Consider the following 21,882-nt stretch of genomic DNA (forward strand, 5'->3'; position numbering starts at 1 on the left):
TGAAACCGGGGAGGGCTCCTCGACGGTTTACCGACAAAACTGAAGACGCTCGCACTACAGCCTCAGCCTCGATCCACCGTGTGAATTCTGAGTGGATGTTCATGCACGGCAACGAGCCCCGATCGCGGATTGGTCGGGGCTCGTGGCTGTTCAACGGTGACTTTCGAGCGGCCAGGACCGAACGGATTCGGGGTTGCTTCCGGGGGAGCTCTACAGGTTGGTCGGGATCAGTCGGTGCCGCGTACGTGGTCGATGAGCAAGCCGAACGGGACTGCACCGAGGAGAACAACGGGGCCGTGCGGGCTCTTGGAGTCCCGGATGGCCACCCGGCCGAAGTCGCCGCGTACGTCCGCGACTTCGACGCAGGTGGACTGGTCGCTGCCGCTGTAGCTGGACTTGAACCAGGCGGCCCCCGGGAGGTCGGCGGCGGTGCAGGCCACGGCCTTGTCAGGCATATGTGTTTCCCTTCAGGTACTTCTTGATCAGTTCGCGTGACTGGTCGGCCGGCAGGGCCGACTCGTAGACGCTGTCGAACACCTCGGTGAACGCGTTCACGTCTTCGGGCGCTTCCAGGAAGACCCCGCCTCGGTTGTGGTCGACCATGGCGACCGGCTGCCAGGGGTCTCCGAACTCCATGATGGTCATATTGCTGGTGAGGCCGGGATGGAGGGGTGCGTCCAGAGGCATGACGCGGAGCGTGACGTTCTCCCGCTCGGTCATGCTCAGAAGGATGAGGAGCTGGTCGCGCATGAGGTCGGCTGCCGCGCCGGCCCGGGGATGGAGCGCGGATTCGTCGATCACGGTCCGCAGCTCGGTGGGGTTGTCCGGGCGGGTGAGGATCTCCCTGCGGCCTTGCCGGACCTGGACCAGTGCGCTCGCGGTCTTCTGGGTGGAGGCACGGGGTGAGCTGGAGATGAGGGCGTGTGCGTACGCCGGGGTCTGGAGCAGGGCGCCGATCAGCTGGGGGAAGTAGCAGCGGATGACGCTGGCTTCGTTCTCCAGCGCGATGAGATCGGCGTAGGTCGAAGGCAGGACATTGGCGTACGCACCCCACCACGCCTGGTGCGAGGTATCGATCACGCGGGCGATTTCGGCGATGACCTCGGGGCTGGTGACGCCGTACGCGGGCAGGAGGGCGCCGACCTCGGTGCTCTTGATCCGGTACTGGCCGGTCTCCACACGGCTGAGCCGGGTGTTCTCCCAGCCGAGGACGGTCGCCGCGTCGGCGAGGGTGAGCTTGGCGGTCCTCCGGTAGTGACGGAGCAGTCCCCCAAGTCGCCTTCTGAGAATCGGGGGTGGCGTTTGCGAGGTGGCCATGCGCGGATTCTGGCACAACATTGCGCCCGGACGGAGACGGGTCGATGGGAACGCCAGTTCATCTTTCTGCGGATTCAACTCACAATGTTGCGTAGTGGTCGCAGAATGCAGCATCGTATGAGCAGGGTCGCTGAACGCTCGGCGTATCACGGCCTGTCGATCACGTATGGCCGTCATGCCGGAGTGGAGCCCTGCGCGAGGGCGGCTCCGCCGACGGCTGCCGTCTGCGAAGTGAGGTATTCGATGACCTCGACGATGTTTCCGGAGCTGCCCCTTCTGGCCGGCCGCTCCACCGATACCTGTGACGTGGTGCTGGAACCGGTCGCCGTGACGGAACGGCGGAGCAGGCGACTCCACAGGCTGATGTGTGCGCTGTACGAGGACCGAGGGGTTCGCCCGCATGCCATCTGCTGCCGACGGGGATCGGCTCGGGTTCCCCGTACCGATCTGTCCCCCGCGTCGGCCGGTGAGAGCCGCCTGGCGACGGAGGCGGTCCGGCGGAGGAATCCGGCACGGCCCCGGGTGCGGCGGGGTTGGGGGTGGTTCGGGCCGGCGTCGGTGCGGCTGGCGGGGGTGGACGTCGTACGCCTGCCGGAGAGTCTGTACGCCTCGGTGGCCGGGGTGTTCGACGATCATCGGGTGGCCGTCGGGCCGGTGTTGTGGGTGCTGCCGGAGGAGGTCGTGGAGGTGGTGGTGCCGTCCGGCACGATCGCTTTCTGGCCGCCGGGGCTCCGGGGTACCCGGTGCGTGGCGGGGGTGGTGCGTGGTCCGGCGCCGGAGACGACGGTGATGGATGGGGCACACGGTCCGGACGGTCGGGCGTGGCTGGTGGCGCCGGACTTGTCCGGTGGACGGCTGACGACGGACCCGGAGGTCCTGGTGGAGGCCGTGTGCACCGCCCTGTCGCGTCGGGCCGAGGCGCAGGAGGAGGGGTTGTCGTGGCCGGCGTGAACGTGTTCGGGGAGGGCCTGCTGGGCGGGGAGGCGTTGGTGTGGCGGGAGGTCCGGCCGACCGAGACGCCGGACTCTGTCAGGCGAGAGAGGCCGATGCCGTGCCCTTTGAAGGCTGGTGAGAGCCGACCTGCGCGGGGGTACATCAGCGCGGCGGCCGAACTGCCTGGCAGGGTGCGTGCCTCGATCGGAACCGCCCGCGATTTCGTTGCCGCGACCTTGAAGATCTGGGGCATCCCGCGAGCGGTGTGCGACGACCTGGTGCTGATCACCAGCGAGCTGACCACGAACTCGGTGTGGCACGCACCGGGCGAGTTGATGCGGGTGGAACTGGTGCTGTCGTACGACGGCACGGCGGAGCAGGTGTGCGTCCTGGTGGCCGATGAGGGGCCGGGTGGTTTCCCGTGGCCGTCGTACGTCGGCGACACGGACGTACCGGACCTGGACAGGGCGGCGGGCGGCCGGGGCCTGTTCCTGGTCAGCGCGTTCTCCACCCAGTGCGGGACAGGCACGCATGCGGGCGGTACGGCCGTGTGGGCACAGATCGATCTTTCCCCGCACCTGGCTGCCACGCCGATGGCGGAGACCTCCCCTTCGTCTTCTGGCCATTCCCCCCACGGCACTGTCAAGGACGGCGATGACGACGCACTTCGCGCCCACCCTCAGCAATGACCACCCGACGACGCTGCTCGCGCCGACCCGGACGGAGAACGGACTGGTGTGCACAGAGGCGGTGTCGGAGCTCACCGGTGCACAGTCCTGGACCTCTTTCATGGAGGAGACGGCGCGGTAACTCGGCCACGTGGTGACGGACGCCCTGCTGGAGTGGGGGCGCTCGCCGCAGAACGCCGCTGCGATGGGGGACCTGACGGCCGGGTACACCCAGTTCGCGGGTCGGCTGGGGGCATAGGTGAGCGTGGACCTCTCGATGTCGGCGCAGGGCGGGGCGCTGGCAGTGGTGGCCGCGCCGAGCCGGGAGGCGGCTGAGACGTACCCGCTGCGGCAGACCCGCGACCGGCCCACGACCTGGGGACTGCACCGGCGTGTCGGCGGCGTGTCCGCCTTCTACGCGGCCGTGCCCCGGTCCCAGCGACCTGAGACCGGCGCGCGCCCCCGTCCCTGCTGGTCCTTTCCTTCTCGCGCTGACGGGGTCCCAAGTCTTTCCCTTTGTCCGTCCGAATGTTGTGGAGGTGTGCAGTGGCCCGGAGCGAGCGGGAGCGTGTACTGGACGCGGACCTCGCCTGTGCGAACCATCATCTGTTGATCCTGCTGGAGCAGGAGATGAACCCGTGGCTGAGGGTGGCGCAGGCCGCCCGGCTGGCGCCCGAGTATCTGCACCGCGCAGTGTGGAGGGCCAAACGGCAGGTGCTGTCCCTGCGGGATCTGGCGGCCTTGTGCTACGCCACGGTCGAGGGGCTGCGCCTGGAGACGGGGTTCCTGCCCGAGAGCGGCCCGGGGCTGGAACGGCGGGTGCGTGCCCTCGGGGAGGAATGCTCTTTGCTGTTGCGGCGGTTTCGGAGGCTGCGGCTGCGTGACCCCGAAGCGGCTGCCGTTCGCCGGGATCAGTTGGTGCTGGCGGCGACGGCCGTGACGGAGTATCGGAATCTGCCCAGCCAGTGGTGGCGCGCGGCCGTGATCTACAGCCTGACCCCCGAGTCGAGGGCGAGGCCCTGGCCGGGCCGCCGCCCGGCGCCGGGGCAGATGAGGCTTATTCCGCTGCTGAGCCAGTCCCTGATCCGTGTCGCCGCCATGGCCGAACGCGACCCGGCGCACGGCCGTGAGCCTGCCGGGCAGGTCGGCGTGCGCGAGGCACTGGCGTGGGACCTTGCCGCCCGGGTGGAAGCTCTGCCGGACAGGCTGCTGCTGCACGCGATGCGGCGAATGGAGTGGGGTGTCCCCCCGGCGGACGCCCTGCACGGCCTGGACCCGAACGCCATGGGCCTGCACCGTCACGAGCCGCCCGACGAGAAGAGCCCCGTGCAGTCCCAGACCTCGGTTGGGGTCGCTCTTCCCCCGACGCCGTGTCAGTGAGGACCCGATGAGCGAGCATCACCACTCCCCGCCCCTGCCCGAGATACGCCGCTCCGCAGCGGAGCCCGTCGCGCCCGACGACTGGCCGCCCACGTTCACCAGCGCGTTGCTGCACGTCCTGGAAGCGGGACGCGCGGCGGTCGGCGCGATGCCGCCCGCCGCCGAAGACGACGAGGGCGGCGATGAGCACGCCGACGACGGGACGGACGAGGACGAGGCCGGCGACGTCACTGTCATCGCGGCCGTCGTGGCGGTGTGCCGGGGCGCGACACAGGACGCCGCGCTGCGGACCGCCGCCGAATACGCGAAGACAGCCAGGACCCAGGGACTGGAGATCCGTGCGACCGGCCTGGCCCCGGAGGGGACGGGCGAGTGGGACCTGATCCTCGTCCTTACCACCCCCGAGACGCAGACAGCCGACAACCGCTCTGGGCCGGAGTGACCGTGGGCCCGCACCTGGGCGGGCCCACGCACGGCCTCGTAGCCGACCGCCGTACTCCGCGCTGCGGGGGCACCACCCGCTGAGGTTCCCGTCGTACGACGGGAGAAAGAGTGTTACGCGATCATGCATCTGCTTGCCAAGCGGCTGACAGGCGCGGTCCGCGCGCTGGAGAGCCTGGACCGGCACGACGACTACCCCTGGGCCGAGGTCTCCCGCGCGGCACGGGACGCCTCCCTCTACATCGCGCACGCGGTGAGTATCCGGGGCTTGTGGGACACCCTCGACCACCTGGAACGGGCCGCCCTCATGACGGCCCGAGCCGAGGGTGATCACCTCTGCCACCAGATCCCGCCGAGCCACCTCAAGGACCGGCCCCGCGAACGGATCTCCGCGCTCGTCGCCGAACTGGCCCACTACGGGCACGCGTGCGACCGATACCAGGAACTGCCGTGGCCCCCGGCCGATCCCCTCCGAAGCGACCGGTACACCCTGTCCGCCGAACACCTGAAGACTTACCAGCAACTGCCCGACCGCTGGCGGGCTGGCGTCCTCTACCTCCTTGCCCGGCCCGAGGAGACCCCGCCGGAGATCGTCCGGCGCCTGGAAACCCCCGAGCGCGACTGCACCGCACCACCACACCTTGACGAACTCCTCGCCCTGGCCACCGACTTGAAAGACGAGGCCGGACAGGCGTCTGCACCGCCGGACGACGGACCAGCGCCCGGCCTGAGGACCCGCTACGCCGCCCGGCTGGCCGAACAACTCGACGTCCTGCCCACGGCGTGGCAGCGGTGCGCGCTGATGCGAATGGACGGCACAACCCGCTCCCACCAGGCACTGGCGCTCATCCACAGCGCCCGCAGCTACTTCGCGCACACCTACATGCCGCTCACCCGCCGTCACCCCGGCTCTGACCGCCGCCATCGCAAACTCTTCCCTCAGGAGAAGAGGAAGACCTTCGTGCCCACCGGATTCGACCTCACGGTGCCCACCGCCGCCCGCGTGCACAACAAACTCCGCCACGGCAAGGACAACTATCCCGCCGACCGCGCCGCCGTCTCGGTCCTGCTCCACCACGTGCCCCGGCTGCCCCAGGCGATCGCCCAGGCCCGCGCCTACCTCCACGCCCAGGTCCAGCAGGCGGTGTACCTCGGCATCGAGCAGTACGTCGATCTGGGATGCGGCTTGCCGTTGCACCCGCACGGCTGGCGGGACGCCGTCCACGACACCGCCGCCCGACTGCACCGGGCCCACACCGTCTACGTTGACAACGACTCCGGCGCAGTCGCCCACGCCCGTACCAAACTGATCACCAAGCACTCCTCGGTCGCCGACGAGGACCTGGGCGAGGCGGGCCTGCTTCCCCGGCTCGCTGCTGCCGGGCACCTCGACCTCGACCGCCCCGTCGCGGTCCTGCTCGTCAACACCCTCGAATACCTCAGCAAACCCACGGCCACGGCCCTGCTCAGGGACCTGTCCGAGACCCTCCCCTCCGGAAGCGTCCTGTCCGTCGCCACCACCGCCACCGGTGACTCGGACCTTGCCACCCGAGCCACCCTGGCGATGGCGGACGCTGCCCCCTCCGTCGGCTGATGGCTGCGCACCCACACCGAACTGGGCGATCTCGCGCTCGGCATCCTCGCCGAGCACCTGCACCCCCGCACCCCGCCGCCCGGCCGAACCGTCTACACCGCCACCGCCGCCATCACTGTGCCGTGAGATCTATTCGATTCTGCCGTTCTCGGGGACAGCAGGGTGTACGAGCAAGGTTCGGATGTTGGTGTTGTCGTCGGGGGTGTAGGGGGCGCCGCGCAGGAGGATGACGGGGCGGGCGGCGTTGGACTGGCCCATGAGGGCGGAGGCGGCGCCGGCGAGTTCGTCGACGCGGTTGAGGTCGCCCCACATGGGGTTGCCGTAGAGGTCGACGTCGTCAGGGGTGGGTTTCTCGATGGCGGCGATTCCGGCGAGGCCGATGGCGGCTCCGGCGGAGCCTTCGCGGTGAGGGTTGCCGTGGCTGTCGGAGATGATGACGGCGACGGTGGCGCCGGTGAGGTCGCGGATGCGGGCGCGGATGCGGCGGGCGGAGGCGTCGGGGTCGACGGGGAGCAGGCAGGCCCAGCCCTCGGCGAACACCCCGGCGTTGGAGGAGTCGACGCCGCCGGAGGTGTCGACGAGTCCGCGTTTGTCGAGGGTGATGACGTGGCGTCCGATGATCTGGAGGACGGCTTCGGATTCGTCGAGGTAGAGCTGGACGAGGCGGGGGTCGCGGCCGACCTGGTCGGCGAGCCGGCGGGCTTCGTCGGTGGGGGTGACGGTGTCGAGGCGCACGACGCGGTCCTCGGCCTTGGAGACGATTTTCTGGGCGATGACCAGGACGTCGCCGTCGGTGAGGGTGTGTCCGTCGTCGGTTGCGGCTTTGGTGATGAGGGCGGCGAGGTCGTCGCCGGCGGTGATGCGGGGGATGCCGGGGAGGGCGCGCAGGGTCATGTCCCAGCCGCTCAACGGGGGCCTCCTGACAGGGTGGTTGGGGACCGATGCGCTCCAGTATCGCGGTCGCGGGAGGGCGGGGGCGGGATGCCGGGGTCTGCGGGCGGGCGTTCGACGGCGGCGGGGCGGAGCTGGGTGCTGAGGCCGCCGTCGAGGGTGAGGGTGTGGCCGGTGGCGGTGTCGAAGCAGGGGTGTCCGAAGGTGGCCAGGGCGGCGGCGGTGTCGTCGAGGTCCGCGTACGCGCCCCGGGGGACGAGGGCGACGAGGGCGGGTGCGCGGTCGCCGTCGGCGGCGGTGGTCGCGGACTGGGCGAGGGGGCCGAGGGCGACGGCGCGGACGGCGAGGTGGGTGCCGAATTCGAGGGTGAAGGAGCGGACGAGGGATTCGGTGGCGGCTTTGGCGGCGTCGTAGGCGGGGAGGTAGCGGTGGGCGCGGGTGGCGCCGACGGAGCTGAGGAGGACCGCGCACGCGGGGACGCCCGCCTGCTGGGTGGTGAGGGCGTAGGTGCGCAGGGCGGTGTAGGTGGTGGTGAGGTTGTCGCAGAGGGTGCGGGTGAAGTCGTCGGTGGGGGTGTCGGTGATCCGGGCGAGGCCGGGGACGTGTCCGGCGGTGTGGTAGAGCTCGGCGCGGGTCGCGCCGTCCAGCCGTTCGGCGAGGAGGTCGGCGAAGGCGGAGCTGGTGATGTCGACGGGGTGCACGGGAGTGTCGGGGGAGTGGTGGGTGTCGACAGGCAGGAGGGTGCCGGGGAAGCGGGCGAGGTGGCGGGTGAGGGCGGTGCCGATGCGGCCGCTCGCGCCGGTGACGACGCGCAGGCAGGTCATCGCGGGCTCTGCTTCAGGATCGCGGCGTACCAGGCGGGGCCGAAACGGCGGGTCTCGGCGAGGTGCAGTCCGGCCCGGTCGGTGGTCTTGGCGAGGGTGTCGGGGTCGAGCCAGACCCAGTCGAACCAGGCGCCGGTGCGGTCGCCGTGGCGCAGACGCAGGCGGACGTCACCGGGGTAGCGGCCGGTGCGGGTGGCTTCCTCGGTCCAGGCGCGATGCCGGTCGGCGCCGACGGTGGCGGTCCAGTCGACGCTGGAGACGATGAGCTGCCTGCCGGGGGCGAGCCAGGAGGCGAGGCGGGTGAGGAAGGCGGGGACGGCGTCGAGGGTTCCCGCGATGCCGGGGCCGCCGCCGAGCGCGACGACGGTGTCGACCGGGCGGGGCGGGGTGTAGGTGTGGGCGTCGGCGACGTCGGCGTGGGTGCCGGCGTCGCGGGCGAGGGCGACGGCGGCCTCGCAGGTGTCGATGCCGTGGGCGCGGATGCCGCGCGCGGCGAGGTGCTGGAGGTGGCGGCCGGTGCAGCAGCCGATGTCCTCGGCGGTGCCGGGGCCGGCCCAGTCGAGGGCCGCGAGGTCGGCGGGGGGTGCGGCTTCGTATTGGTGGAGCCACCAGCCGAGGTCGGTGGTGGAGGTGTGGCCGTCGGCGCGTTCGACGAGCAGCGGGTCGGCGTGAGGGCCGGTGAGGGCTTCACCGAAGACGTCGGGGTGCACGGCGGTGTTCGGGTCGGGGGTCACAGGTGGGCTCCTGGGGTGCGGGTGATCCAGTGGGCGGGGACGCGGAGGTCGCTGGCGGCGAGGTCACCATGGCCGGTGCAGGTCAGCAGCCGGGGCGCAGGACCGCCGAGCGCGGTGAAGACGGAGAACTGGGGGAGGTTGGCGGGTTTCACGGCGATCGTGGTGTCCGCACCGCTGGTGGTGCAGCAGACGCCCATCACGGCGAGGTGGACGGTGTCGTAGCCGGTCAGGACTCCCCGGCGGCGCCCCGCGCGGGGTCCCGCCGCCGTACGGAGGGCGCCGTGGGTGAGGGTGGCCAGGGAGTGTCCGATCAGGTCGGGGAGGTCGGGCAGGTCGGTGAGGAACCGGGCCTGCCCGTCGTGGTCGATGGCCAGGCGCTGGTAGCGGGCGCGGGTGTCGTCGGCCGGGTAGGCGCGGTAGCTGAAGCGGGGGGTGAGGTCGTCCACGATCAGGGTGACGGGACCCGCGAGGGCGGCGGCCGAGACGAGGGTGCGGGTGGAGGCGGAGACGGTGGGGGCGCCGAACAGGGGGACGGCCAGCGGGGCGCCGAGGGGGTGGTCGGCGGCGCGGACGCGCGGGGGCTCGTTGCCGGGCGGGTGGTGGTGGGCGGTGAGGTGCTCGCGGCGCAGCTGGTGCCACAAGGGGCCGATACGGCGGCCGAGGGCGGCGATGTAGGCGTGGCGGTCCTGGTCGGGGTCGGCCGCGTCGGTGAGGCCGAGGGTGAAGGCGGACGCCCACAGGGCGTCCGAGCCCGCCGGGGGCTTCTTCGCCCCGGGCGGGGGCTCGGCGAAGGGGTCGGCGTGGTCGTGCAGGCGGCTGAGCGGGACGCTCAGGGGCAGGGTGCGCAGGTTGCGGCCCGGGACCAGGCCCTCGGTGAGGACGACGCCGGTGGCGCCGAGCGTGTCGGCGGCGGCCGAGACGAGGAGGTCGGGGACGTCGACGGCCCGGCGGGTGCAGCCCATGGTGCAGGCGCGCGCCACCAGCCGCCCGGCCGCAGTCTGTTCGGCGACGTCGCCGCCCGTGGTGACGGGCAGCCCGTGTCTGGTGAACACGGCGGCGATCCGTGCGGTGCGCTGTGCGGCCTGCGGGGCGGGGCCGTGCCGGGAGACCGGCACCGAGACCAGCACGACCCGGCCCCCGCCGTGCCGGGCCTCGCGCACGGCGTCGATGAGATGGTGGAAGACGGCCGGGGTGACCTGGGGGCGCTCGGCGTAGAGGAGCGGAAAGAGGAGCACCGGCGGCGCCGGTTCCTTCAGGGCGGTGCGGGTCCAGGCGGGGGGCCAGGCCGGGGTGGCGGTGTGCAGCAGCCGGTTCAGGGGGGTGCCGGGGTCGGCCTGCGGGTCGAGCCAGGTCGAGGCGACCTCGTCGAGGTCGTCGACCAGGGCGGTCAGGTCCGTCATACGTACCCCTGCCAGCGCGGGGTGATCCGCCACTCGGCGACCTCGGGCACATCCGCGCCGAGGACGGCGAAGGAGCGCTCCAGGAGTCGGCGCACGGCTTCGACGTCGTTGAGGAGGGCGATGCCGGCGTGCTGGCGGCGGGCGGCCTCACGCAGCCGCGCGGCGGGGGCGGCGGTCCACCACGCGCGGTCCGGGGAGGCGGGGTCGAGGCGGAGCGCGCTGTAGAAGTTCGGCAGTTCCAGCCACCCGGGGTGCACGACGCCCGGCGACAGCGTCACCCCTCCAGTGTCTATGGCCCGCAGAGAGTCGATCACCTGGTGTGCGACGGCGAGGTCCCCGGGGCAGGGTCCCTTGCATGATCGAGGTCTGTCCGGATTCATCCGGTGAGGCCGAGGGCGGTCAGGGGCCTTCGCCAGTCGCGTGCGGTGTGGCGTAGGGCGGCGGCGATGTTGGTGTGGCCGTCCTGGCGGTGGACGCCGATGGCGAGGTTGCGCAGGCCGGCCATGATGCGCGGGAGATGGCCGGCATGGATCTTGGAGTCGTCCTCGCGGAACGTGCGGTCGCGGACGTGGTGCAGAAGATTTTCGATCTTCCAGCCTCGCCGTTTCGGTTAGGGCGATGAGGCGTCGCTGAGGGGCAACTGTTGGGTGGCCGACGCGATTTCTGTATTTGGGCATGGTGGAGTTCCGGCGCGGTGGTCGGGTTCTCCGGGGTCCTTCGGGTCGTGGGCGGACGGGGGTTTGTCCGGTCAGCCGGCGGGTCGGGGCAGTGCGGCGAGGCGGTGGAAGGCCGTGGCCAGTTCGTGGCGCCAAGGCCAGGTTGCCGATATTCGCAGGCGGAGGCGTCGGCCGCCGCGGGTGAGACGGGCGGCGACGTGCAGCAGCCGGTAGCGGAGCTTCTTCGGCTCGGCAGTGACCAGCTCCCCGTCCAGCAGCAGCACGCGCATCCAGGCCAGCAGATCGATCGCGGCGAGGCTGAGTTCGAGCCAGGCGGCGTTGACGCCGAAGTGGCGGGAGGGGAAGCGGCCGAAGCCGGTGGTCTTGCCGCACCGGATGCGATCCTCGACGGTGGCATGCCCGCGGTGACGGACCTCCAGGAACTGGGCGGAACCGCCACCGCATGACGGGGTGTCGGTGAGGAACGCCTGATGCCGCAGGCCCTCGTCCTGATCGAACAGGGAGAGCTGGGCTCCGGGGTGCGGCCGCTCGCGGCGCACGATGATGCGGGTGCCGGCCGGGTAGCCGTCCAGATCGACCATGTCGGTCAGTTCGGCGACCTCTGCGCCGTCACGCAGCGTCCCGTCCTGGTCCAGGGCGGGATGCCAGAGGCGGTCGGGCACCGCTCGGACAGCGCGGCGGACCGGCTCGGTGATGGCGTATCCGACCGAGAAGAAGGTACGGATTCCTCGTTTCCGCATGCCGCGGACGTGGGTGAGGAAGGCTTTCGCGGATCCGGCACTGTCGGCGCGGATGAGGATGTCGGTGCCGTGCCGGTGGGCGTCGGGGATCTGCGCGAGCGCCTGGTCGAGCACCGTGATGTGATCCGCGGCGGTGTTGGCTCCGGAGTTGCCGGGCCGCAGCCGTCCCGACACGGCCTCGCCGGTGTTCGCGAGGAAACACAGCAGCGGATGGAAGCCGAAGCCGCCCTTGTAGGTCGGGGCGGTCTGCTCCTTTTCCGAGTGGCAGGCGACCAGCGTGGCGTCGAGGTCCAGAACCAGGCCGGGAAGTTCTCGTCCGCCGGCCCGGGCAGCAGGTATGCCCTCACCGGTCTCGGCGGCCTGCATCCAGGCGACTTCCCGGGCTGAAGCGCGGGCCGCTCGCAGCGAAGCGAGTGCAGCCTCGTCGGTGTCGGCGAGCAACCGCCAAGCGGTGGGTGTGGAGGCGACCGGGCCGAACACCCCTGCCTGGTCCCGCAGCACGGCCAGATCCGCGATCGCCTCACCGCCGTCGGCGAGCATCACCGCCAGGTCGGTGGCTACCCGTCCCGGGTCATGCCCGGTCCCGCGCGGCCGAAGCGGCCTGAGAGCGGCGGAGTGCGCGGCGGTCAGCCCTGTGGCGTCAGCAAGATCCGCCAGCAACCGTGCCCCGGCATGCCCGACCACCCCCGAACCATCGGCACTGACATGGACCTTGGGACGCAACCCGATAGCCTGCACGTAGAAAGTGCCCTCCGCCTGGACCGACAGAACCCCTCAGCAAGGTTCATCGTCCCAGGTCAGGAAGGCACTTTCGCGTTTCCGCCCCAGAGCCAGCCGTACCCAAGCGAAACGGCGAGGCTAGCGGTGGTTTGTTGACGGCGGGTCACGGCCGCAGTAGGCCGGTAGCAGAGGAACGTCGCCTCGCCGCCTGGGGGAGCTTCAATGACCCGCCGTGTGCCGTGTCCGCCCGCACCTGGCCCGTTGGAAGCCTACGCCGCACGCTTCGACGACCTGTTCGTGCGCCACGAGGCGCTACTTGACCGTGCGGCGGTGAAATTCCGCCGCCGTGGCCTTGTCGCAGCAAGGCCGCGAAGCTGAGGACAGCCTGACCCGGGAGTCGCCGGGAGGGGCGGAAAGCAGTCCTGACAACGCCGGGACACTCCGGAACTACCAGACGGGGCGGGTCCGGCAAGCAAGACGAGAAGGTGTACGAGAGGAACCAGCGCGTGAAGCTCCGTAAGCGTCGAGCCGGCTCCAACCTGGTGGATATGGGCCGGTCCGCAGCGCACACCTGCCGTGATCATGCGGCGGGTGACTCCGAAGCCGGGATGAATAGGCCGGTGGGGAGGCCACGAGGAAAGCCTGCGGCGTACTCGTGGCGAGGCTGCCGGGGTATAGCTGGGCACCTCCCTCGTCGAACGGTTGGTGGTGAACGTGGGAACCACCTGCGGCTGCCCTCACGATGCTCCATCCAGGACATCGAAGGGCAGGCCCGTCGTCGGCTGTCGGCCGCAGTGTGGGGCGGAGGCCCCGTAGTAGTCCGAGCGCGCGAAAGGCGCGTACATGGCGAAGGGGGCCAGCAAGTCAGCAGGGCGGATACTGGAATGCTCGGAGGACGCCGGTGAATACCGACGCACCAACGCTCACGTCGTTCGGCGCGGAGCGCAGGGTACGAGAGATTCAGACCAAGCTGCACCGTTGGGCGACCGACGATTCAGACAGGCAGTTCCGTGATTTGTTCAATCTCGTCTGTGATCCCGCATTTCTCCTGATTGCATGGGAGCGAGTGCGGGACAACAGGGGTGCACGGTCGGCAGGAGTTGACGGGAAAAGCGCCTACTATATCGAGCGGCAAGGTGTCGGCGAGTTCCTGGCCGAGCTCCGCGAAGATTTGAAAGCGCAGCAGTTTCGTCCCTTACCGGTCCGCGAGCGGATGATTCCGAAAGCGGGCGGAAAGAAACTGCGCCGTCTAGGTATTCCCACCGTGCGGGATCGCGTTGTTCAGGCTGCGCTGAAATTGGTGCTGGAGCCTATTTTCGAGGCGGACTTTGAGCCGTGCTCGTATGGCTTCCGGCCCAACCGGCGAGCTCATGACGCGATCGCCGAGATCCGCACCTTTGCCAGTCCGCCCCACCGATACGAGTGGGTCGTGGAGGGCGATATCGCGGCGTGCTTTGACGAAATCTCGCACTCGGCACTAATGGGCCGGGTGCGCCAACGGGTCTCCGACAAGCGCGTCCTGATGCTGGTCAAGGCGTTCCTGAGGGCCGGAATCCTCAACAAAGAGGGGCTCTTCAGGGAATCACGCACAGGGACGCCACAGGGCGGAATTCTGTCACCTTTGCTCGCCAACGTCGCACTATCAGTACTCGATGAGCATTTCGCTCGACGTCACCGAGAGCAGAGAAGGATGACTCGGCAGCAACGGCGGGGAGAGCCATCATTTCGGCTTATCCGCTACGCTGACGATTGGGTCGCTCTGGTTCGAGGTGACAGAGCTGATGCTGAGGCGATATGCGACGAAGCCGCCGAGGCTCTCTCCACGATGGGCTTGCGCCTTTCGGAGGAGAAAACCACGCTGGTGCACATCGATGAGGGCTTTGACTTTCTCGGTTGGCGCATCCAGCGCCACCGAAAACAAGGCACGGCGAAGTACTACGTCTACACCTACCCGAGCAAGAAGGCGGTTAAGTCCGTCACGGGAAAAGTGAGGACGGCCAGCCGATTGGACAAGAACCAGCCGCTCGAAGTCCTGCTGCACTATCTCAACTCTGTGCTGCGGGGCTGGTGTGTCTACTTCCAGCCCGGGGTTTCAAGTGCCACCTTCCACTTCCTGCGCGCGTTCACCTGGCGCAGGGTCATGGGTTGGCTGCACCGAAAACACCCGCGTGCGAATTGGAAGCAAGTGCGCCGCAGGTATTGCCAGGGCCAGTGGTGGCCGTCAGATGGCGATACCGCTCTGTTCGATCCGGGGCGGATGCGGACTACCCGCTACCGCTACCGCGGGACAGCGATTCCCACTCCGTGGGCGAGCACGATCTGAACTGTTCGGACGTCAACGGGACTTGTGGAGCGCCCGGTGCCCGGAGACGGGCACGCCGGGTGCGGGAGGCGGTCCGGGGAAACCCACTGGTGGGAACACCAGCAGGGCGTCCCGGGCCGACCTCACTCGACGTTGGCACAGCGCCGCGGGTTCCGCGAGTACCTGACCGGTCTGCTCCTGCCGCGGGACCGCAACAAGACACTGACCTGCTTGGCCGGCACGGAGCCGCTGGTCGGAGCCCAGCACCGGTCGGCACAGCGGCTGCAGTTCTTCTTGTCCGAGTCGACGTGGGACCACGAGAAGGTCAATGCCCGTCGGGTCGAGATGCTGCTGGCAGATGCGGCGACCGCCCCTCACCCGGGCGGCGTGCTGGTGATCGACGACTCCGGCGACCGCAAGGACGGGAGTGCGACCGCGCACGTGGGCAAGCAGTACCTGGGCTCGGTCGGGAAGATCGACCGTGGCGTGGTCACGGTGACCACATGCTGGGCGGACGAGCGCGTCTACTACCCGTTGCACGCCGTGCCCTACACCCCCGCCCACCACTTCCCCAAGGGGAAGAACGACCCCGACTTCCGCACAAAGCTGCAGATCGGAGCCGCTTTGGCCCGGCAGGCGAAGGAAGCGGGAGTGGTCTTGCGGGCGGTGGCCGCCGACTGCGCCTACGGTGATCAGGACGGCTTCCGCCGTGAGCTGGCCGATGCCGGACTGCCGTTCGTCATGGCGATCAAGCCCCGCCACGGCGTCTGGGCCTACGGCGACCAGGCGTACACGCCCGTCGATGCCGCCCGCGCCCTGACCTGGCACGACCCGGACGAGCCAGGCGACTGGAGCGCGGTCACCCGCACCTTCCGCGACGGGCACACCACCACCTGGTGGGCCGCCGACGCGCACCTGGGCTGGTGGGGCCCTGATGGAAATGTCCGCCTGGTCGTGGCCACGACCGACCCGGCCACCCTGCCCGCACAGTCCACCTGGTACCTGGCCACCGACCTGCCCAGGCCCGGCGGACCACGTGCGGCCGAGAGCCCGATCCAGCCAGCCGGCCTGACCGAGATCGTGCGGATCTACGGTCTCCGGCATTGGATCGAGCAGAGTTGCAAACAGGTCAAGGACGAACTCGGCTGGGCCGACTTCCAGGTCCGCTCCGACAGTGCCATCCGGCGTCACCAGACCCTCGTCACCTGCGCGTTCTCCTTCTGCTGGGAGACCTGGTTCGCCCCACCTCCACGCGCCGACGACCAAGAACCGACCGCCGGTCGGGCAGAGAGGGGGCCCTCCGCCGTCCCATCAGCCTCATCCGGCCAGCTGGCCCAAGGCTATCCGCGCCGTCCGTGGCTGGCTGACGCCCTGGGTCACGCTGCAACGCTACTGGCGAGCCTGGACAGCCAAGCCCCCGCCCACCGAACTTCAGAGGGCGGTATGTGAGTTGACAGGTGATTTGTCGTCACCTGAACGTGTGGGACTGCGGCATCCCTGCCAGTCGGCGGGCTTGGACGTGCTGGGCTGACCACCGTGAGCGAGCGCAAGCCCTACAAGACCGACCTGTCCGACGAGCATTGGGCGCTTGTCGGGCCGGTGATCGCCGCGTGGAAGGCCGCACACCGTTCGGTCAGCGGCCATCAGGGCCGGTACGAGATGCGGGAGATCGTCAACGCGCTCCTCTACCAGGGCCGTACCGGCTGCCAGTGGGACCTGCTTCCGCACGATCTGCCGCCGCGCGGCGCGGTGATGTACTACTTCACCAAGTGGCGCGACGACGGCACCGACCGGACCATCCACGACCTGCTGCGCTGGCAGGTGCGGGAGAAGGCGCGGCGGAAAGCGGACCCGGGCCTGGTGGTGCTCGACACCCAGAGCGTGCACGCGGCGGCCGCGGTGCCCGCAGAGTCGACGGGGTGTGATGCGGCAAAAAAAGTATCGGGCCGCAAGCGCGGCCTGGCCGTTGACGTGTTGGGCCTGGTGATCGCGGTGGTGGTGCTCGCCGCGTCCGTGCACGACAACACTGTCGGCATCGCGCTGCTGGACAAGGTCGCCGCCGGCACCGACACCGTGCAGAAAGCCCTGGTCGACCAGGGCTTCAAGAACGCTGTCGTCGCGCACGGGGTGCAGGCGGGCATCGAGGTGGAGATCGTCGAGCGCAACCCGGCGCAGACCGGGTTCGTGCCGATCCCCAAGCGGTGGATCGTGGAACGCGCCTACGGGATCTTGATGCTGCACCGCAGGCTGGTGCGCGACTACGAACACCTGCCGCGCAGTTCGGAGTCGAGGGTGTACTGGGCGATGACCGCAGTGATACTGCGCCGGCTGACCGGGGCCACCGCTGCGGCCTGGCACAGCACATGACCGGCGGGGAGCTGACCCTCGGGGCGGTGCTGGCCCGGCTGGAGGAGCGGGAACGCGAGATCGCCGCGCAGGCCGAGACGACGGAAGAGCAGATCGCGCAGCTGACCGCACGGCTGGACGAGCTCGGCAGGGCCGCCGAGGAGGTCCGGATCACCCGCAAGACGCTGCTGGAGCTGCCCGATCCGCAGCCGCCCGCGCCGCCGGCACCGAAGCTGCCGGACCATCCGGCCTACCAACAGATCCTGGCGGTATTCACCGCGGCCGACGCTCCGCTGCGGGCGCGGCAGGTGTGCGAGGCGATGGACCTGGAGATCGCACCCAACAACATCAACAACACCCGCCTCAAACTCAAACGGCTGACCGAGCGCGGAATCCTGGTCGAGACCGAGCAGGGCTTGTTCACCCAGCCACGGCCGTAGCCGCCCGGCAACCCCGCGGCCAGCCCCCTTACCTCTCCCGAAACGGAGAAACGGACATCAACTCACGTACCGCCCTCTCAGAACCTAATCAACGCCGTAAGGGCGTCCGCCGGTAGGTGCTGGCAGCAGGGCAGGCACGGTTCACCCGATCATGGAGTTCTCTACGCTTCATGATCACCGGGGGATCCGTGCCTGCCGTCCCATCATGCATTCTCGACCCGATCCGTGACCAGTTCCTCGCGCTCCTGCCCGTGCGCGAGGACCGGCACCCGCTGGGCTGTCACAATCCTCGGATCAGCGACGCCGTCGTCTTCGACCGGCTGGTGCAGGTCCTGGTCTTCGGCTGCGGATACGAACGAGCCGCCGACGAGCACTGCTCGGCCACCACCTTGCGCCGACGCCGCGACGAGTGGATCTCCGACGGCGTGATGGAGAGCCTGCGGCTGCTCGCGCTCGCCGCCTACGACCGCATGATCGGCCTCGAACTCGACCGCCTGAGCGCCGACGGCTGCATCACCAAGGCGCCCTCCGGCGGTGAATGCGCCGGGAAGAGCCCGGTCGACCGTGCCAAACTCGGGCTGAAACGCTCGCAGTTGACCGACGGCACCGGCATACCCCTGGTCACCGGGCCGGCACCGGCCAACACCGGCGACCACACCCTGCTGCCCGCCACCCTCGACCGCTTCACCGCCCTCGGACAGGCCCTCGGACCGCTGCCGGGGCATCCACGTCTCGCCTTGGACGCCGGCTACGACTACCGGATCGTCCACGACGACCTGGCCGACCGGAGGATCGACGCCCGCATCGCCCCACGCGGCGCGAAGACCCCGATCCAGACCGGCGGCCGGTGGGTCGTCGAGCGCACGAACTCCTGGATGAACAACTTCGGCAAGCTCCGGCGCTGCACCGAACGCCGGAGAGCGGCCGTCGAGTTCTTCCTCGCCCTGGCCGCCACCGTCATCACGGTCCGCTGCCTGGTCCGACGCGCCTGGACCCTTTACCGCTGGAGCACCCGCCCTCGAAGCCCACGGATCCGATGACCTACTGGCGGACGCCCTAAGCACCGGAAGACCCATCGACCTCTACACCCCGGTCTAACAAACCACCGATATGACCGGCCTACCGCGACAACCACCGCCTGTCAGCCCCCGCGACATCACCTCAGCAAGGTCAGTAGAGCCGACAGTCATAGCCGTCACCGTAGGCACAGCGCAAGCAGTGGAGCAAGGCGACCGTGGCGCTACGGCGTCAACGCGCCCTTCGGGTTCGACCCGGCGGAATCATGGACGGACCGCAGTTGCACATACCTCACATGTGGAGTTCCCCTGGAGTCCGCGTCAAGCGAAATGACCAAAGGCCGTGACACGGGGGCACAAGCGGCCGAAAAGCAATGGTCGCCATCGCTGCAAGTCTGCCCATCTCGGGCGACCCGACTACAAGGGCCGCGGCTCGACAGGACGTTTTCCGATGGATCGCTGAGTATTGCAACCGGGAGCGGCTTCACTCGACCATCGGTTACATCACGCCGTACGAGGCGAGGGCCCGCTTCCATCAACGGCTGGACCTCGCGGCATAAAACGGAAGTGTCGGCACCTACGGGGTCACTTCACTGTGGGGCGCCCCCGGCAGTACGGCGCGGGACCGGACGGGCAGCAGAAGCCTCGGCCGCCCGTTCGACGCCACACAGGCGTCCCCGGCGACCGCGCCCTCGGGCAGTCCGAGGCCGTGCGCGATCGCCTCCGGCTCGGGCCCTCGGACGTCGTTCAGGCTGACCGGGCCCGGATCGAACGATGCTGTCAGGCTGTCACCGTTTCGGGTGGCCCGGCCGTCGAAGCTGTGGTGGGTCGTCCGCAGGGCGGCGCGGTAGTCGTCGTCGCCTTCACGTGCGGCGAGCAGCGCGAGGGCGGCGACGGTGCCGTGGCCGCAGGCGGGCAGTTCGCCTGCGGCCGTGAAGAACAGGAGGGTGTACGACGGACGAGCGCGCTCGGTTCCGGTCGCGCGGAGGAAGACGGCGTGCGACGTTCCCGACTCCGTGGGAATACGGCATCGTTCCTCGTCGGTCAGCGGCGCGTCGTCCAGAACGGCGGTCGTGCTGCGACCCCTGCGCTGTCGCTGACACGCGTCGACGATCGCTACCTCGGGCATGGCGCCGGGCCGGTGGTCAGCGGCATCGCCAGGGCGAGCATGATCCAGCGGGCCCCGGCGTCGTGGCGTCCTTGGCCAGGGCGACGGTGATCGTGGGATTCCGCGGCGCACAGTGCGGGGCGACGCGGGTGGGTGGTTGGCACCAGGGTCCCCTTCGGTTCGGTTTCCGAAGTGATCGCCGATGGTAGCGTTTCGGAATCCGAAGCGTCGACCTTGGAGGCTGGACTCCACGCCATGCCGACCCCAAAACCCGGCGAGCCAGTTCGTGGTTCGGCCACCGGTCGCCCCCTCATGGCCGCACTCGACCTGTTCGGACGGCGGTGGAGCCTGCGCATCCTCTGGGAGCTGCGCGAGGGCCCCCTCGGGTTCCGCCCTCTTCAGAAGCAGTGCGACGACATGTCCTCCAGCGTGATGCGGCAGCGCCTGACCGAACTGCTGGACGCCCGCGTGGTTCACCAGCTGCCCGACAGTCGGTACGAGCTCACTCCGCTGGGGCGGGATGCCTGCCTCGCGCTCGGCCCTCTCGTCCAGTGGTCGAAGCACTGGGCGGCGACGCTCGACGCGCAACCGGCGAGCCGCAAGGGCGAGGGACCCTCCGACGCCACCTCGCGTCCCGGTGTCGTGGGCGACGGGACACCCGAGAGGGGTTCTGCCGGCTGACGCCCGCGCGACCGGGCGCCCTGAACCGGACCCTCGTACCGGTGGACCCGGCCGAGGCGTTCCGGCTCCCACGCCCACCCCTTGTGCTTCGGTTTTAGAAGCGTCATAGTGATTCGGAAATCGAAGCAGGAGGTGCCCATGCCGCGCATCGAACCGCTCACCCCGCCCTATCCCGCGCCCATCGACCAGGCACTGCGCCGATGGATGCCTCCCGGCGCGCCACAGGAACCGCTCGCACTGTTCCGGGTACTGCACCGCAACCCGGAACTGGCCTCACGCATGTTCGCCCTGGGGTCCGGACTGCTGGGCCACGGACTTCTTCCCGCCATCGACCGCGAGATCGTCATCGCCCGGGTGACCGCACGCACCGGCTGCGCCTACGAATGGGGGGCACACGCCGCGACCCTCGCCCAGCAGGCCGGACTGAGCCGGGAACAGCTCCGGGCCACCACCGACATCGACGCCGCAGCCGACACCGCGTGGCCGCCTCGTCATGCGGCCCTGCTCGACGCCGTCGACGAACTGCACGACACCGCACACCTCTCACAACCCGCCTGGGACTCCCTGAGCGTCCACTACGAAGACGCCCAGCTCCTGGAGTTCCTCGTGCTGGCCGGCTGGTACCGAACCATCAGCTACCTCGCCAACGGGCTCCTCCTGGAGGAAGAGCCCTGGGGCGCCCCGTTCCCGACGTAGGAGGGTTCCATGCCCAAGGGCTACTGGGTCAGTGTCTACCGCACCATTTCCGACCCCGGGAAGCTTGCCGCCTACGACAAGCTGGCCGGTCCGGCCGTCCGGGCCGGGGGCGGGCGGAGGCTCGCCGTCGGCGGTCGGGTCGTCGCCCGCGACGCCGGGATCGCCGAGCGCACCGTCCTGATCGAGTTCGACACCTTCGAACAGGCGGTCGCGGCACGCGAGAGCGCGGCATACCAGGAGGCGCTGGACGTCCTTTCCGACGGCGTCGAGCGCGACTTCCGCATCGTCGAAGGCGTGGACTGACCTCCGGCCTCCGCTCTCCCGGGTGGCGTGCGATGAACTGGACCGGCTCAGCCGAGATCTCCGCGGCAAGGTGACGGAGCGTCACATCGATGGCATGGTCCGCGGTATGTGACGACAGGACGGCGTGGCGCGGGCGAAGGGCCGCACTCGCGACAGCGCCTTGCCGGGTGCCGAACAGGTCGAGGGCCTGACCATCCGCGGGACAGAGTGGTCACGTCCCCGGTCGGGGACACTCGGCAAGGCGTCCGCGAGGGACGTGGGGTCACGCGGGGGTACCAGCGTGCCGACACGTTCGTCCGCCACGGTCCGGGACGGGCCGATCTGTCCCGCGCCAAGCCGGGAGGCGACCAAGTCGGCGTCACCATCGGCGACTTGCCGTTCAGCGGTGAGAGCCGGCGGCGCGTCTCCGTGGGGGAGAGGCCGACGGTCTGAGCGCGGTCCCCTCCGGTTGTCCCTCAGCACGAGGGGACCGCGTGACCTCCCAGACAGGAAGGTGCGACGCCAAGAGCAGGCGTGCGTCTCCATGGTGGACGGCGCGCGGGAATCAGCGGCCGGAAGACGGCCGAAGCCCCCGAAAGTGTTCATCGCGGCCGATTCCCCCACACCGGACGCGCCGATACGGTACAAGCGAGCGCGCGCTCATTTGTTCCGGGCGCCCCGGGCCACGTTGA

23 protein-coding genes and 1 pseudogene are annotated in these 21,882 nt (G+C 69.8%); 14 read left to right on the plus strand and 10 right to left on the minus strand.

The genetic code is table 11. The features are described from left to right. Window positions 1-227: 227 nt before the first annotated feature. Both ACQCO7_RS39280 and ACQCO7_RS39285 read right to left on the minus strand, forming a co-directional pair. Window positions 228-455 carry a DUF397 domain-containing protein gene (locus tag ACQCO7_RS39280; protein WP_464076295.1) on the minus strand — a complete coding sequence of 76 codons (228 nt, stop codon included), beginning with the start codon at window positions 453-455 and terminating at the stop codon, window positions 228-230. Further along, window positions 448-1,317 carry a helix-turn-helix domain-containing protein gene (locus ACQCO7_RS39285; RefSeq protein WP_464076296.1) on the minus strand — a complete coding sequence of 290 codons (870 nt, stop codon included), beginning with the start codon at window positions 1,315-1,317 and terminating at the stop codon, window positions 448-450. The genes ACQCO7_RS39280 and ACQCO7_RS39285 overlap by 8 nt, the downstream gene beginning before the upstream one ends. A gap of 573 nt (window positions 1,318-1,890) precedes the next feature. Here ACQCO7_RS39285 and ACQCO7_RS39290 point away from each other — a divergent pair. The 6 genes from ACQCO7_RS39290 (at window position 1,891) to ACQCO7_RS39315 (ending at window position 6,333) form a co-directional block, all read left to right on the plus strand. After that, on the plus strand, window positions 1,891-2,268 hold the full coding sequence (locus ACQCO7_RS39290; protein ID WP_464076297.1) for a hypothetical protein: 378 nt from the start codon (window positions 1,891-1,893) through the stop codon (window positions 2,266-2,268). After that, a complete protein-coding gene (locus ACQCO7_RS39295; RefSeq protein ID WP_464076298.1) occupies window positions 2,256-2,939 on the plus strand; it encodes an ATP-binding protein in 684 nt (227 codons plus the stop codon). Before ACQCO7_RS39290 ends, ACQCO7_RS39295 begins: the two co-directional genes overlap by 13 nt. Continuing rightward, window positions 2,905-3,060 (plus strand): hypothetical protein, encoded by a 156-nt coding sequence (locus ACQCO7_RS39300; RefSeq protein ID WP_464076299.1) that lies wholly within the window; start codon window positions 2,905-2,907, stop codon window positions 3,058-3,060. Before ACQCO7_RS39295 ends, ACQCO7_RS39300 begins: the two co-directional genes overlap by 35 nt. A 404-nt stretch (window positions 3,061-3,464) precedes the next feature. Beyond that, the gene (locus tag ACQCO7_RS39305; protein WP_464076300.1) at window positions 3,465-4,298 is read left to right on the plus strand and encodes a hypothetical protein; all 834 of its coding nucleotides are present in this window, start codon (window positions 3,465-3,467) and stop codon (window positions 4,296-4,298) included. A gap of 7 nt (window positions 4,299-4,305) precedes the next feature. Then, on the plus strand, window positions 4,306-4,740 hold the full coding sequence (locus tag ACQCO7_RS39310) for a hypothetical protein (protein ID WP_464076301.1): 435 nt from the start codon (window positions 4,306-4,308) through the stop codon (window positions 4,738-4,740). Between the two features lie 123 nt (window positions 4,741-4,863). After that, window positions 4,864-6,333: an SAM-dependent methyltransferase gene (locus ACQCO7_RS39315; protein ID WP_464076302.1), complete on the plus strand. Its 1,470-nt coding sequence runs from the start codon at window positions 4,864-4,866 to the stop codon at window positions 6,331-6,333. A gap of 129 nt (window positions 6,334-6,462) precedes the next feature. On the opposite strand, the gene cofE is transcribed toward ACQCO7_RS39315, so the two are convergent. From cofE to ACQCO7_RS39350, 7 genes are all read right to left on the minus strand, one after another. Then, entirely contained in the window at window positions 6,463-7,242 is a 780-nt protein-coding gene (cofE, locus tag ACQCO7_RS39320; RefSeq protein ID WP_464076303.1) for a coenzyme F420-0:L-glutamate ligase, read from the minus strand. Continuing rightward, window positions 7,239-8,048, minus strand: a complete 810-nt coding sequence (locus ACQCO7_RS39325) for an SDR family oxidoreductase (protein ID WP_464076304.1) — start codon at window positions 8,046-8,048, stop codon at window positions 7,239-7,241. The genes cofE and ACQCO7_RS39325 overlap by 4 nt, the downstream gene beginning before the upstream one ends. Further along, the gene (locus tag ACQCO7_RS39330; protein ID WP_464076305.1) at window positions 8,045-8,782 is read right to left on the minus strand and encodes a class I SAM-dependent methyltransferase; all 738 of its coding nucleotides are present in this window, start codon (window positions 8,780-8,782) and stop codon (window positions 8,045-8,047) included. The genes ACQCO7_RS39325 and ACQCO7_RS39330 overlap by 4 nt, the downstream gene beginning before the upstream one ends. Then, window positions 8,779-10,182 (minus strand): hypothetical protein, encoded by a 1,404-nt coding sequence (locus tag ACQCO7_RS39335; protein WP_464076306.1) that lies wholly within the window; start codon window positions 10,180-10,182, stop codon window positions 8,779-8,781. The genes ACQCO7_RS39330 and ACQCO7_RS39335 overlap by 4 nt, the downstream gene beginning before the upstream one ends. Beyond that, window positions 10,179-10,460, minus strand: coding sequence for a hypothetical protein (locus tag ACQCO7_RS39340; protein WP_464076307.1), 282 nt, complete (start codon window positions 10,458-10,460; stop codon window positions 10,179-10,181). The genes ACQCO7_RS39335 and ACQCO7_RS39340 overlap by 4 nt, the downstream gene beginning before the upstream one ends. A 98-nt stretch (window positions 10,461-10,558) precedes the next feature. Beyond that, window positions 10,559-10,687: a hypothetical protein gene (locus ACQCO7_RS39345; protein WP_464076308.1), complete on the minus strand. Its 129-nt coding sequence runs from the start codon at window positions 10,685-10,687 to the stop codon at window positions 10,559-10,561. Window positions 10,688-10,930: 243 nt separating this feature from the next. Further along, window positions 10,931-12,337, minus strand: a complete 1,407-nt coding sequence (locus tag ACQCO7_RS39350; RefSeq protein WP_464076309.1) for an IS1380 family transposase — start codon at window positions 12,335-12,337, stop codon at window positions 10,931-10,933. An 883-nt stretch (window positions 12,338-13,220) separates the two neighbouring features. Between ACQCO7_RS39350 and ltrA the strand changes: the two genes are divergently transcribed. From ltrA to ACQCO7_RS39375, 5 genes and pseudogenes are all read left to right on the plus strand, one after another. Further along, window positions 13,221-14,642 (plus strand): group II intron reverse transcriptase/maturase, encoded by a 1,422-nt coding sequence (gene ltrA, locus ACQCO7_RS39355; protein ID WP_464075007.1) that lies wholly within the window; start codon window positions 13,221-13,223, stop codon window positions 14,640-14,642. Window positions 14,643-14,768: 126 nt separating this feature from the next. Next, a pseudogene (locus ACQCO7_RS39360) lies at window positions 14,769-16,070 on the plus strand (IS701 family transposase); the annotation flags it as partial. An 87-nt stretch (window positions 16,071-16,157) separates the two neighbouring features. Next, window positions 16,158-16,988: an IS5 family transposase gene (locus ACQCO7_RS39365; RefSeq protein WP_464076310.1), complete on the plus strand. Its 831-nt coding sequence runs from the start codon at window positions 16,158-16,160 to the stop codon at window positions 16,986-16,988. Next, the gene (locus ACQCO7_RS39370; RefSeq protein WP_464076311.1) at window positions 16,985-17,407 is read left to right on the plus strand and encodes a hypothetical protein; all 423 of its coding nucleotides are present in this window, start codon (window positions 16,985-16,987) and stop codon (window positions 17,405-17,407) included. The genes ACQCO7_RS39365 and ACQCO7_RS39370 overlap by 4 nt, the downstream gene beginning before the upstream one ends. Window positions 17,408-17,595: 188 nt before the next feature. After that, complete coding sequence (locus ACQCO7_RS39375; RefSeq protein ID WP_464077322.1) at window positions 17,596-18,447, plus strand: IS5 family transposase; 852 nt, start codon at window positions 17,596-17,598, stop codon at window positions 18,445-18,447. Window positions 18,448-19,000: 553 nt separating this feature from the next. Here ACQCO7_RS39375 and ACQCO7_RS39380 read toward each other — a convergent pair. After that, window positions 19,001-19,552 carry a PhzF family phenazine biosynthesis protein gene (locus ACQCO7_RS39380; protein WP_464076312.1) on the minus strand — a complete coding sequence of 184 codons (552 nt, stop codon included), beginning with the start codon at window positions 19,550-19,552 and terminating at the stop codon, window positions 19,001-19,003. A gap of 291 nt (window positions 19,553-19,843) precedes the next feature. Between ACQCO7_RS39380 and ACQCO7_RS39385 the strand changes: the two genes are divergently transcribed. The 3 genes from ACQCO7_RS39385 to ACQCO7_RS39395 all read left to right on the plus strand — a co-directional run bounded on the left by ACQCO7_RS39385 (window position 19,844) and on the right by ACQCO7_RS39395 (window position 21,211). Then, window positions 19,844-20,212, plus strand: a complete 369-nt coding sequence (locus ACQCO7_RS39385) for a winged helix-turn-helix transcriptional regulator (protein ID WP_464076313.1) — start codon at window positions 19,844-19,846, stop codon at window positions 20,210-20,212. Window positions 20,213-20,350: 138 nt separating this feature from the next. Further along, a complete protein-coding gene (locus tag ACQCO7_RS39390; RefSeq protein WP_464076314.1) occupies window positions 20,351-20,908 on the plus strand; it encodes a carboxymuconolactone decarboxylase family protein in 558 nt (185 codons plus the stop codon). A gap of 9 nt (window positions 20,909-20,917) precedes the next feature. Then, entirely contained in the window at window positions 20,918-21,211 is a 294-nt protein-coding gene (locus tag ACQCO7_RS39395; protein ID WP_464076315.1) for a DUF1330 domain-containing protein, read from the plus strand. Window positions 21,212-21,882 lie beyond the last annotated feature (671 nt).

The organism is Streptomyces saintjeani (assembly GCF_055409605.1).

What these genes read in the sequence shown, in the direction of transcription:
- ACQCO7_RS39280 (WP_464076295.1), bottom strand. Translation starts at nt 455, where the DNA reads ATGCCTGACAAGGCCGTGGCCTGCACCGCCGCCGACCTCCCGGGGGCC.
- ACQCO7_RS39285 (WP_464076296.1), bottom strand. Translation starts at nt 1,317, where the DNA reads ATGGCCACCTCGCAAACGCCACCCCCGATTCTCAGAAGGCGACTTGGG.
- ACQCO7_RS39300 (WP_464076299.1), top strand. Translation starts at nt 2,905, where the DNA reads ATGACGACGCACTTCGCGCCCACCCTCAGCAATGACCACCCGACGACG.
- ACQCO7_RS39310 (WP_464076301.1), top strand. Translation starts at nt 4,306, where the DNA reads ATGAGCGAGCATCACCACTCCCCGCCCCTGCCCGAGATACGCCGCTCC.
- ACQCO7_RS39315 (WP_464076302.1), top strand. Translation starts at nt 4,864, where the DNA reads ATGCATCTGCTTGCCAAGCGGCTGACAGGCGCGGTCCGCGCGCTGGAG.
- ACQCO7_RS39325 (WP_464076304.1), bottom strand. Translation starts at nt 8,048, where the DNA reads ATGACCTGCCTGCGCGTCGTCACCGGCGCGAGCGGCCGCATCGGCACC.
- ACQCO7_RS39335 (WP_464076306.1), bottom strand. Translation starts at nt 10,182, where the DNA reads ATGACGGACCTGACCGCCCTGGTCGACGACCTCGACGAGGTCGCCTCG.
- ACQCO7_RS39345 (WP_464076308.1), bottom strand. Translation starts at nt 10,687, where the DNA reads ATGGCCGGCCTGCGCAACCTCGCCATCGGCGTCCACCGCCAGGACGGC.
- ACQCO7_RS39370 (WP_464076311.1), top strand. Translation starts at nt 16,985, where the DNA reads ATGACCGGCGGGGAGCTGACCCTCGGGGCGGTGCTGGCCCGGCTGGAG.
- ACQCO7_RS39380 (WP_464076312.1), bottom strand. Translation starts at nt 19,552, where the DNA reads ATGCCCGAGGTAGCGATCGTCGACGCGTGTCAGCGACAGCGCAGGGGT.
- ACQCO7_RS39385 (WP_464076313.1), top strand. Translation starts at nt 19,844, where the DNA reads ATGGCCGCACTCGACCTGTTCGGACGGCGGTGGAGCCTGCGCATCCTC.
- ACQCO7_RS39390 (WP_464076314.1), top strand. Translation starts at nt 20,351, where the DNA reads ATGCCGCGCATCGAACCGCTCACCCCGCCCTATCCCGCGCCCATCGAC.
- ACQCO7_RS39395 (WP_464076315.1), top strand. Translation starts at nt 20,918, where the DNA reads ATGCCCAAGGGCTACTGGGTCAGTGTCTACCGCACCATTTCCGACCCC.